Raw genomic sequence first — 12,567 nt, 5'->3', positions numbered from 1 at the left:
GCGCACGGGACTGGGACGACTTTGGGTGATCCGATTGAGGCGCAGGCGTTGCTCGCGACGTATGGTCAGGATCGTGAGCGGCCGCTTCTGTTGGGGTCGATCAAGTCGAACATCGGCCACACGCAGGCTGCTGCGGGGATGGCCGGTGTGATCAAGATGGTCATGGCCATGCGTCATGGCGTGGTTCCCCGAACTCTGCACGTTGACGAGCCAACACCGCACGTTGATTGGACATCCGGTGCGGTGGAGCTGGTGACTGAGTCGCGGCCTTGGCCGGAGACCGATCGGCCTCGCCGTGCCGGGATTTCGTCCTTCGGCATCAGTGGTACCAACGCCCACACCATCATCGAACAGCCACCGGCCGGTCCTGCCGACCCGGACCGGGCTGGTACGGAGGACGTTTTCGCCGGTCCCTGGGTGCTGTCCGGTCGGACCGAGCAGGCGCTACGCGCACAGGCCCGCCGACTGGCGTCCCACGTGAACGCGAACCCTGAGCTCAGCCAGGCGGATATCGGCCTGTCCTTGGCCACCAGCCGCGCCGCACTGGAACACCGAACCGCCATCGTCGCGGCCGACCGCGGCGAGTTGCTGCACGCACTGGAGCTCGTCGGTGACGGCCGACCGACACCGCACGCCGTCATGGGCAGCGCACGTCCCGGCCCGGCCAAGGCCGTGTTCGTTTTCCCTGGTCAAGGTTCACAGTGGGTCGGGATGGCCCAGGAGCTGCTGGCGTGTTCTCCGGTCTTCGCGGAGCGAATGACCGAGTGCGCGGCGGCCTTGGCCGAGTTCGTCGACTGGCGGTTGCCGGACGTGCTCGCTGACGAAACGTTGCTCGAGCGGGTCGACGTGGTTCAGCCCGTGCTCTGGGCCGTGATGGTCTCGCTGGCGAAGGTGTGGCAATCCCACGGTGTTGTTCCTTCCGCTGTGGTGGGGCACAGCCAGGGCGAGATCGCGGCCGCGGTCGTGGCCGGTGGCTTGTCCCTGGTAGACGGTGCTCGTGTGGTGGCTTTGCGCTCCCGGGTGATCCGGAAGGTGCTGGCCGGCCGGGGTGGCATGGGGTCCGTCCCGCTTCCCGCTGACGAACTGCGGCTGGACGAAGGACTGTCCGTGGCCGCGGTCAACGGGCCGAACTCCACAGTGGTCTCCGGTGATCCAGTAGCCCTGGAACGGTTGCTGGCCACCGTGGAGGGTGCTCGACGGATCTCCGTGGATTATGCGTCGCATTCGGCGCAGGTGGAGGCGATCCAGGACCAGTTGCTGTCCGACTTGGCAGGGATCGCGCCCAGCACAGCGGATGTGGCGTTCTACTCCACCGTGACCGGTGAGCGGATCGACACCGCCGAGCTCACCGCTGACTACTGGTACCGCAACCTTCGCCAGACCGTTCAGTTCGAGCCCGCTGTGCGTGCCGCACTGGCGAACGGGACCGACCTGTTCATCGAGACGAGCCCGCACCCTGTTCTCACATCGGGGATTCAGGACGTCATTGACGCGGCCGAGTCCGACGCGGCCGTCGTCGGATCGTTGCGTCGCGGTGACGGCGGACTGCGACGGTTCCTCACCTCGTTGGCAGAGGCGTACGTCCATGGCGCCGCGCCCGACTGGGCCAAGGTCTTTCCCCACGCCCGGCTGGTCGACCTGCCGACGTATGCGTTCCAACGGCAGCGGTACTGGTTGACCTCGGACAGGCCGGCCACGGTCGAACGACATGACTCCCTGTTCCGGATTGGCTGGGGCCGGTTACCGGGCGTGGCGCCGGTGCCGGAGTTGCCCGCAGGCGTGACGGTGGAGCGTGTTCGGCCAGGAGATGTAGGGGATGCGCCCGGGGCCGCTCGGGCTGCGGTGTCGCGGCTGTTGGACGTCTTGCGGACGGATCGGGGAACAGACACGTTGGTGGTGGTGACCGAGCGTGCGGTCACTGTGGATGATCGTGACGCCGCTCCTGATCCGGTGATGGCGGCGGTCTGGGGCTTTGTGCGAGCAGCACAGTTGGAGAGCCCGGACAGCGTGGTGCTGGTCGACTGCGACGACACGGAAGCGTCCCAGCGGGCGCTGCCGACCGCGGTGGCCTCGGGTGAGCCGCAGGTGGCGTTGCGTCGTGGTGAGCTGCGGGTGCCGAGGCTGGACGCGCTGATGCGCGAGTCGTCCGATGACGCCCCGGACTTCGGCGGTGGCACTGTTCTGATCACGGGTGGTACCGGCGTGCTGGGCAGGATCGTGGCCCGGCATTTGATCGCGGAGCGTGGTGTTCGTTCCGTGGTGCTGGTCAGCCGAAGTGGTGGTGATGCGGGTGATTTGGCGGGGTTGGGTGCTGAGGTTCGGGTGGTGGCGTGTGATGCCGCCGATCGGGCCGCACTGGCGTCGCTGATCACCGGAATTCCGGATCTCACGGCGGTGGTGCACGCCGCGGGCGTGCTGGACGACGGCGTCCTGAGGGCGTTGGACGACCAGCGGATCGACCGGGTGTTCCGGTCCAAGGTCGACGTCGCCGTGAATCTGCACGAACTCACCGCGAACCTTGAGTTGTCGGCGTTTGTGTTGTTCTCTTCGGCGGCGGGTGTGTTGGGCAGCGCTGGGCAGGCGAACTACGCGGCGGCGAACGCGTTCCTGGATGCGCTGGCGCAGCGTCGTCGTTCGTTGGGGTTGCCTGCGACGTCGTTGGCGTGGGGGTTCTGGGAACAGGCCAGCGGCATGACGGCACATTTGGCCGGAACCGACCGGGCTCGCATGGCCCGTTCGGGGATTCTGCCACTGTCCACAGCGGAAGCCCTTCGGCTGTTCGACACCGCCCTCACCCGGAACGAGGCCGTCCTCGTCCCCCTCAAACTCGACACGACAGTCATTTCCGGCCCGGTACCGGCACCACTGCGGGACCTTGCCCCGGCGCGGCGACCAGAGACTCCGGCCGCCGATCCGGCGCGACTCTTCGACCTGGTCAGTGCCCACGCTGCCGCGGTGCTCGGGTACGACACGGACCGGCCGGTTGCCGGGCGGCAAGCCTTCCGGGAACTCGGGTTCGACTCCCTGATGGCCGTGGAACTACGCAACCGGCTGAGTGCCGCGACCGGGCTCCGGCTGCCGACCACGGTCGTGTTCGACCATCCCACTCCCGTCGCGCTCGCCGACCATCTCCGTGCGGAACTGACCGGTGACGCCAGTTCGCCGGACGCTGTTGTGCCCACTGCGGCCCGCGCACCGGACGAGCCGATCGCGATCGTGGCGATGGCTTGCCGATTCCCCGGTGGTGTGCGCACACCGGAGCAGCTGTGGCAGTTGGTGGAGTCCGGCGCGGACGTGATGACGGAGTTCCCGGCCTCCCGAGGCTGGGACACGGACGCCATCTTCCATCCCGTGCCCGGACAGCCAGGACACACCTATGTCCGCGAGGGTGGCTTCATCCACGACGCCGAGTGGTTCGACGCCGACTTCTTCGGAATCAGCCCACGCGAGGCGACGGCGATGGACCCGCAGCAACGCCTCCTGCTGGAGTGCACCTGGGAGGCGCTGGAACGGGCCGGGATCGACCCGGGTGCCGTCCGCGGCAGCCGAGTCGGGGTGTTCGCCGGAACCAACGGCCAGGACTACGCCACCCTCGTCGCGGCGACGCCGGAAGGCGGCGAGGACTACCTCACCACCGGCAGTTCCGCCAGTGTGCTGTCCGGTCGTCTCTCCTACGCCTTCGGGTTCGAGGGCCCTGCGGTGACAGTGGACACGGCCTGCTCCTCGTCGTTGGTGGCGTTGCATCTGGCTGCGCAGGCGTTGCGGCAGGGCGAGTGCTCGCTCGCGGTCGCCGGAGGTGCGTCCGTGATGGCGACCCCGGCAGCTTTCGTCGCGTTCAGTCGGCAGCGTGGGTTGGCTTCGGATGGGCGGTGTAAGGCGTTTTCTTCAACCGCTGATGGCACCGGGTGGGGTGAGGGTGTCGGCGTGCTGCTTCTTGAGCGGTTGTCGGATGCTCGGGCTAATGGTCATCGGGTGTTGGCGGTGGTGTGTGGTTCGGCGGTGAATCAGGATGGGGCGTCGAATGGGTTGACGGCTCCGAGTGGTGTGTCGCAGCAGCGGGTGATTCGGCAGGCGCTTGCTAGTGCTGGTTTGTCCACGTCTGATGTCGATGTGGTGGAGGCGCACGGAACAGGTACCAGGCTGGGTGATCCGATCGAGGCGCAGGCGCTACTCGGGACCTATGGTCAGGATCGTGAGCGGCCGTTGTTGTTGGGGTCGGTGAAGTCGAACATCGGGCATACGCAGGCTGCTGCGGGGATGGCCGGTGTGATCAAGATGGTCATGGCGATGCGTCATGGCGTGGTTCCGCGGACTCTGCACGTTGACGAGCCGACTCCGCATGTTGATTGGGCATCCGGTGCGGTGGAGCTGGTGGTCGGTCAGCGGCCGTGGCCTGAGACTGGTCGTGCGCGTCGGGCGGGGATTTCGTCGTTCGGTATCAGTGGTACCAACGCTCACACCATCATCGAACAACCACCGGCCGAACACGCCGAGCCTGCCCCGGCACCCGACTTGCCAGCCTGGCCGTGGCTTCTGTCGGCGAAGACGCAACCGGCGCTGCGGGCGCGGGCGGCGCAGTTGCTGTCGCTTGTGGACACCGATCCCGAGCTGGATCTGGCGGACGCGGCCTACTCACTGGCGGCCCACGGTCCGCGCCTGGATCACCGCGCGGTTGTCGTGGCCGCCGACCGGGACGGACTCCGGCGCGGACTGACGGCCGTGCATCGCGGCAGCCCCGACAGCACGGTGATCCGCGGGGAAGTGCGGCCGCAGGGCGGCACGGCAGTGCTGTTCACCGGCCAAGGTGCGCAACGGCCGGGCATGGGACAGGAGCTGTACAAGACCTTCCCGGTTTTCGCCGAGGCGTTTGACGACGTCTGCCGGCACATGGATCCGGTGATCCGCACGGTCGTGCTCGGCGAGGCAGACGAGCGAATCAACCAGACCGAGTTCACCCAGCCCGCCCTGTTCGCCATCGAGGTGGCCCTGTTCCGGCTGGCCGAGGGATACGGGCTGCGGCCGGACTACGTACTCGGACACTCGGTCGGTGAGATCACGGCCGCGCATGTCTCAGGTGCACTGTCCCTTGCGGACGCGTGCGCGCTGGTGGTCGCCAGGGCCAGGCTGATGCAGGAGCTGCCGCACGGCGGAGCGATGGCCTCCATCGAGGCATCCGAGGACGAGGTCGCCGCGTCGCTGAACGGGCTCGGCGAGCGGGTCGCCATCGCGGCGGTCAACGGCCCGACGGCCACGGTGATCTCCGGCGACGAGGACGCCGTGACGGCGATCACGCGCCAGTGGGCGGGGCAGGGACGCAAGACACGGTCGCTGCGGGTGAGTCACGCCTTCCACTCGCACCGGATGGACCCGATGCTGGCCGAGTTCGGCCGGATCGCCGCCGGACTGTCCTTCCGGCGGCCGGACATCCCGATCATCAGCAATCTCACCGGTGCGCCCATCGATGCCGTCTCCGCGGACTACTGGGTTCGCCACGCACGGGAGGCGGTTCGTTTCCAGGACGCGACCCGGTGGTTGCTCGACAACGGCGTGACCACCTTCGTCGAGCTCGGCCCCGACGGCGTTCTCACGGCAATGGTCCGGGATTGTGTGCCCGAGCCCGACGAGGTGACCGCGGTGTCGTTGATGCGGCGGGACCGCGCGGAGACCGAGACACTGCTCGGCGCCTTGGCCGAACTGCACGTACGCGGGGCCGCGGTCGACATCGCCGCGGTGATTGGTCAACGCCGTCGGGTGGCGTTGCCGACCTACCCGTTCCAGCGCCAACCGTACTGGCCGGAGTCCCGTCCGGAGTCGCCTGTGGCCGGATGGCGCTATCAAATCGGGTGGGAACCGCTGGCGGACCAGGGTGTTCCGATGTCACTGGCCGGGTGGGTGATCGTGGCTCCGCCTGGCACGGATCTCGACCGGCTGGCAGCGAAGGGCGTGCGGATCGTCGCCGAGGCCGACGCGGCTCTCCTGCGCGACGCCCGGCCAACCGGTGTGCTCGCCCTGTGTAACAGTCCAAACCAGACACTCGCGCTGATCCGGTCGCTCACCGAGGCCCAGCTGGACGTGCCGCTGTGGCTGGCCACCCGTGGCGCGGTGGCGGCGCACCGTTCCGACGGCCCCGTGGACCCGGATCAGGCGATGATCTGGGGGCTCGGCCGGGTTTTCGGCCTGGAACAGCCGCGGCGCTGGGGCGGCCTTGTCGACCTGCCGTCGACGCTGGACGACACGGCGATCGAGCGACTCACGGCCGTGCTGTCCGGGCGGGACGAGGACCAGCTCGCGATCAGGGCTTCTGGTGTCTTCGTCCGCCGACTGCGCAGGGCGGCAACCGCCGGGGCCGAGCGAACCTGGTCTCCGAGAGGCACAGTGCTGATCACCGGCGGCACGGGCGGTATCGCCAGGCACGTGGCGCGCTGGCTCGCCGGTGCGGGCGCGGAGCGCCTGGTGCTGGTCAGCCGGCACGGGACGGACCCCGAATGGGCGACGGAACTCGACATCCCGGTGACCACCGCCGCATGCGATGTCGCGGACCGCGCCGCGCTCGCGACGTTGCTGAACGGCTTGCCGGAGCTGACTGCGGTGTTCCACGCCGCGGGCGTCAGCACCTTCTCCTCGACGGTGGACACGAGCGCCGAGATGTTCACCGAAACGACCAGGGCGAAAGTACTGGGTGCGGCCAACCTGCACGAGCTGCTCCGCGACCGGGATCTCGACGCGTTCGTGCTGTTCTCGTCCGTCTCCGGAGTGTGGGGGAGCGGCGGCCAGGGTGCTTATGCCGCGGCCAACGCCTATCTGGACGCACTCGCCGAGCGACGCCGTGCCGAAGGGCTCGTCGCGACATCGATGGCGTGGGGACCGTGGGCCGGTGGCGGCATGGCCGACGAAGGTGCCGAAAACCTGTCCCGGCAGGGATTGCCCGCGATGGCGCCCGATCGGGCACTGGCGGAGCTGCGCCACGCGCTGGACCGTGACGAGACCACGGTCGTCGTGGCCGACGTGAAGTGGGCCGTGTTCGCGCCGCTGTTCACCTCGGCACGGCCGCGCCCATTGATCAGCGGCGTTCCCGAGGCCAGGCCGGTCGACGAACCCGTTGACGACCAGCCGGAGCTGCGGCGTCGGCTGTCCGAACTGTCCGGCCCGCAACGTGAGCGCGCCATGGTGGATCTCGTCCGGGACGTGCTCGCGGCGGTGCTCGGACACCGCTCGTCGGACACGATCCCAGCGGACCGTTCCCTCGGCGAGCTGGGCCTGGATTCGCTGACCTCCGTGGAGGTCCGTACCCGGCTGGCCGCTGCCACCGGCCTGCGCCTGCCCGCCACGCTGCTGTTCGACCATCCCACGCCCACAGCGTTGGCCGATCGCCTTGGCGACGAACTGTTCGGATCGTCGGCTTCGGCGGCCGGGCCGGTGGTGCCGGACGGCGCGGGCAACGCGGAGGACCCCATCGTGATCGTGGCGATGAGCTGCCGCTACCCGGGCGGGTTGGACACGCCGGACCGGTTGTGGCAGTTCGTCGAGTCCGGTGGGGACGCCATCGGTGAGTTCCCCGTCGACCGTGGCTGGGACCTGGACGACCTGTACGACCCCGATCCGGACCGCGCCGGTCGCTCCTACACGCGTCACGGTGGATTCCTGTATGACGCCGCGAACTTCGACGCGGACGTCTTCGGCATCTCGCCGCGTGAGGCGGTGGCCATGGATCCGCAACAGCGTCTCCTGCTGGAGACGACGTGGGAGGCGTTCGAACGGGCCGGTGTCCCGCCGAAATCCGCGCGGGGCAGCCGAACCGGGGTGTTCGTCGGGGCGGGGTACCAGAGCTACGCCGGGGGCGACCTGCGCCGGTCCGGAGACGGGATGGAAGGCCACCTGCTGACCGGGAACGCCACCAGTGTCGTCTCCGGCAGGCTCGCCTACACCTTCGGGCTGGAAGGACCCGCGGTCACGATCGACACGGCGTGCTCGTCCTCCTTGGTGGCGCTTCACCTCGCGGCGCAAGCGTTGCGGCAGGGCGAGTGCGACATGGCGTTGGTGGGCGGGGCCACGGTGATGGCGAGTCCGGACGCCTTCGCGGCGTTCAGCCGTCAGCGCGGGTTGGCACCAGACGGCCGGTGTAAGGCGTTCTCGTCGGCCGCCGACGGCACCGGTTGGGCCGAAGGTGTCGGCGTGCTGCTGGTGGAGCGGTTGTCGGACGCGCGGGCCAATGGCCATCCGGTGTTGGCGATCGTGCGTTCCACCGCGACCAACCAGGACGGTGCCACGAACGGGCTGACCGCGCCCAACGGGCCCGCGCAGCAACGCGTGATCCGCCAGGCGCTGGCCAACGCCGGCCTGGCACCGGCCGACGTGGACGCGGTGGAGGCACACGGAACCGGCACCAGTCTCGGCGATCCCATTGAGGCACAGGCGTTGCTGGCGACCTACGGTCAGGATCGCGAGCGGCCGCTCCTGCTGGGGTCGATCAAGTCGAACATCGGGCACACCCAGGCCGCCGCCGGCGTGGCCGGTGTGATCAAGATGGTCATGGCGATGCGGCATGGGGTGGTGCCCAAGACGTTGCACGTGGACGAGCCGACGTCGCACGTGGACTGGTCCACCGGCGCGGTGGCGCTGGCCACCGAGAACCTGTCATGGCCCCGGGCCGGGCGTCCGAGGCGCGCGGGCGTCTCGTCGTTCGGGATGAGCGGCACCAACGCACACGTCGTCATCGAGGAGCCCGACACCGCCGACGTGCCTGGCGTCGAGTCCAAGCCGGGCGCGGCGGTTCCGTGGGTCCTGTCCGGACGGACCAGCCAGGCAGTGCGCGACCAGGCCGCGCGTCTGCTGGCCCATGTCGATTCCGACCGGAACGATGTGGCGTTCACACTCGCCACCACTCGGTCGCCGTTGGACCATCGGGCGGTGCTCGTCGCGGACGAGACGGAAGAGTTGCGGCTCGGGCTGACCGCGTTGGCCGCCGGCGAGCCCGTGGCCGGAGTGGTACGCGGCGAGGCGATACCGACGGGCAAGGTGGCCTTCCTCTTCCCCGGCCAAGGCTCGCAATGGGTGGGGATGGCGCTGGACCTGCTCGACACGTCGCCGGTGTTCGCCGAACGCATGCGTGAGTGCGCGGCGGCCTTGGCGGCGCACGTCGACTGGGACCTGTTCGAGGTTCTGCGCGACCCACGGGCACTGGACCGAGTGGACGTGGTGCAGCCGGTGCTGTTCGCCGTGATGGTCTCGCTTGCCGAGGTATGGCAGGCGCACGGTGTGCGACCAGACGCCGTCGTGGGGCACAGCCAGGGCGAAATCGCGGCCGCCTGCGTGGCCGGGGCGCTGTCGTTGGCCGACGCCGCGCGGGTGGTCGCACTGCGCAGCAAAGCATTGGCCGCCTTGGCCGGTCGCGGCGGGATGGTGTCCGTGCCGCTACCGGTCGACGAAGTCCGCGGACTCGTCGACGGCCTGTCGGTCGCGGCCGTGAACGGCCCGAGTTCCACTGTGCTGTCCGGCGATCCCGGCGCGCTGGAGACCTTGTTGGCGCTCCAGGACCGCGCGAAGCGGATTCCGGTGGACTACGCGTCGCATTCGCCGCAGGTGGAGGAGATCCGGGACCGCCTGCTCACCGATCTGGCATCCGTCACCGCGCAGCACACACCGGTGTGGTTCTGTTCCACCGCAAGCGAGGAACCGGCCACATTGGACGCCGAGTACTGGTACCGAAACCTGCGGCAGACCGTCGAGTTCGAACGGGCAACCCGGGCTTTGCTCGCCGAGGGATATCGGTTCCTGATCGAGATCAGCCCGCATCCCGTCCTGGCGGTGCCCGTGCAGGAGACCATCGACTCGACGGATGCCGGCGCCGTGGTGTTCGGGTCGTTGCGCCGCGACGACGGAGGCCACCACCGGATGCTGACGTCGCTCGCCGAGGCGTACGTGCGGGGCGTGTCGGTCGACTGGCGCCCAGCGGTCTCGGCGGGTCGGCTCGTGCCGCTGCCGACCTATGCCTTCCAACGGCAGCGTTTCTGGCTGACGGGCGGTCAGGCTCCGGCCACGGGCCGTACCGACCATCCGCTCGGCTCGGTCATCACACTGGCCGACGGCGATGGTGTGCTGATGACCGGTCGGATCGCCGTGGCCACACACCCGTGGCTGGCCGATCACCGCGTACTGGGCAACGTGGTACTGCCGGGGGCTGCGTTCGTGGAGATGGCCGCGCGGGCCGGTGGTGAGGTCGGGTGCCCTGGTGTGGAGGAACTGACTCTCCAGGCGCCACTGACCGTGCCCGAGGACCAGCCGGTCGAGGTGCAGGTGTCCGTCGGCGGCCCCAACGAGGACGGCCGGCGACCGATCACCTTGCATTCCACAGTGGACGGTGGAAGCTCGTGGACCCGCCACGCGACCGGCCTTCTCGCTCCGATCGCCGGGACGCCCGGCCCGGTGGCGTGGTCGACCGAGGACGCCACTCCCATCGACACGGCCGACCTCTACCGGGATCTCGCGGACACCGGTCTTGAGTACGGGCCGTCGTTCCAAGGGCTGCGGGCGGCGTGGCGCAGCGGCGACGACGTGCTGGCCGAGGTGACGCTACCGGAAGGCGCACGCTCCGGTGGGTTCGCGATCCATCCCGCTTTATTGGACGCGGCACTGCACGCGATCGCCGTCGGCTCGCTCGGCGGCGGTTCCGGGCAGCCGATGCTGCCGTTCTCGTGGCGAGGAGTCACGTTGCACGGGCAGGGCGCCTCGTCGCTTCGGGTGCGGTTGTCGCCGACGGACGGAGGTGTTTCGCTCGCCGCCACGGACGAGTCGGACAGGGCCGTGCTGTCGGTGGAATCCTTGACGCTGCGACCCGTTTCGACCGCGGAAACACCGAGCCGGGCGCTGTGGCGGGTGGGGTGGCGAGGGCTCCCGCTGGGTGCCGGGCAGGTAGGCGACTACACCGTACGCCACACTGTGTCTGATGTGGACGGTGTAGTCACTGCGACCCACGCGACCGTGCATGAAGTCGTCGAGTTGCTGCGGGCCCACGTCGAGTCGACCGATTCGGACAGGCTGGTGCTGGTGACGCACGGCGCCGTCGCCGTCGACGAGGACGTGTCGGACCTCGTCGGCGCCGCGGTGTGGGGTCTGGTCCGCTCGGCCCAGTCCGAGCATCCCGACCGTTTCGTGCTGGTCGACACGGACAGCGCGGAGGTGCCCGCGTCGCTGCTGGACGACGTGGTCGCCTCCGGCGAGCCGCAGGTGGCGATCCGCTCCGGGAAGGCTTACGTGCCGCGTCTGGCGCGAATCACCGCCACACCGGACCGGACGGGGGAGCCGGTGTTCGGGCCGGACGGCACCGTCCTGATCACGGGTGGCACCGGCACGTTGGGACGACTGGTGGCGAGGCATCTGGTCGAGACGCACGGCGTCCGGTCGTTGGTGCTGGTGAGCCGAAGTGGCGGCGAAGCCGGTGATCTTGTGGAGGTGGACGCCGACATCAGGGTGGTCAGCTGCGACACCGCTGACCGGGAGGCACTGGCGGGTCTGCTGGCGGGCATTCCCGACCTGACCGGAGTCGTGCACGCGGCCGGTGTGCTGGCCGACGGCGTGATCACGTCGTTGACGCCGGAGCAGATCGACACCGTGCTGCGGCCGAAGGTCGACACCGCGTGGCATCTGCACGAGCTGACACGTGACCGGAAGTTGCGTGCGTTCGTGCTGTTCTCGGCGGCGGCCGGGCTGTTCGGGAGCGTCGGCCAGGGTAACTACGCGGCCGCCAACGGTTTCCTTGACGGGCTGGCGCACCACCGGCGCGCGCTCGGGCTGCCCGCCACGTCGGTGGCGTGGGGCTTCTGGGCCGAACGCAGCGGCATGACCGGTCATCTCGACGGTACGGATGTCGGCCGGATAGCCCGATCCGGTGTGGTGCCGCTGTCCTCCGCGGAAGGACTGTCGCTGTTGGACGCGATACTGGCCTTGCCTGAGCCGCTTGCGGCCGCGGTGTCGCTCGACCTGGCCGCGATGCGCGCCGGGGCAACGGTTCCACCACTGTTGCGGGACTTGATCCGGCCGGCCGCGCCTCGATCCGGCGCTCCCGATCTGGCGGGCATGTCGGGACCGGATCGGGAACGAGCCCTGCTGAACCTGGTGCGTGGTCACGCGTCAGCTGTCCTCGGCCACGCGTCCACCACCGCCGTCGATCCCGCACGCGGCTTCCTCGACTCGGGATTCGACTCGCTGACCGCCGTCGAGTTGCGCAACCGGCTGACCGCCGAGATCGGCATCCGGTTGCCCGCCACGCTGATCTTCGACTACCCGACGCCGGCCGCGCTCGCCGAGTACCTGAACGGGCGGCTGGGCACGGCGGGCGGAGATCAGGCGATCGGTGAGCTCGACCGGCTGATGGAGGCCGTCGCGCGGCTGTCGGCCGACGAACAGACCAGAACGGTGGTCGCGGACCGGCTACAGCGGTTGCTCGCCGGGCTGACGCAGGCACCAGACGACGAGTCCGTATCCACTGATGTCGTGTCGGCCAGCGACGACGAGCTGTTCGACATCCTCGACAACGAACTCGAGACGCCGTGACGCCGCCGACTCGATCTC

1 protein-coding gene is annotated in these 12,567 nt (G+C 69.3%); it reads left to right on the top strand.

The genetic code is table 11. From position 1 onward, the window contains the following. A partial coding sequence (locus tag GC106_RS20320) for a type I polyketide synthase (protein WP_173132893.1) occupies positions 1-12,549 on the top strand: 12,549 nt, incomplete at its 5' end. Positions 12,550-12,567 lie beyond the last annotated feature (18 nt).

The sequence above is a fragment of the Kibdelosporangium persicum genome (assembly GCF_013280595.1).
Taxonomy (GTDB): Bacteria; Actinomycetota; Actinomycetes; order Mycobacteriales; family Pseudonocardiaceae; genus Kibdelosporangium; species Kibdelosporangium persicum.
Note: the sequence above shows the minus strand (reverse complement) of the source record. Positions and strands in the feature narration are given on the sequence as shown.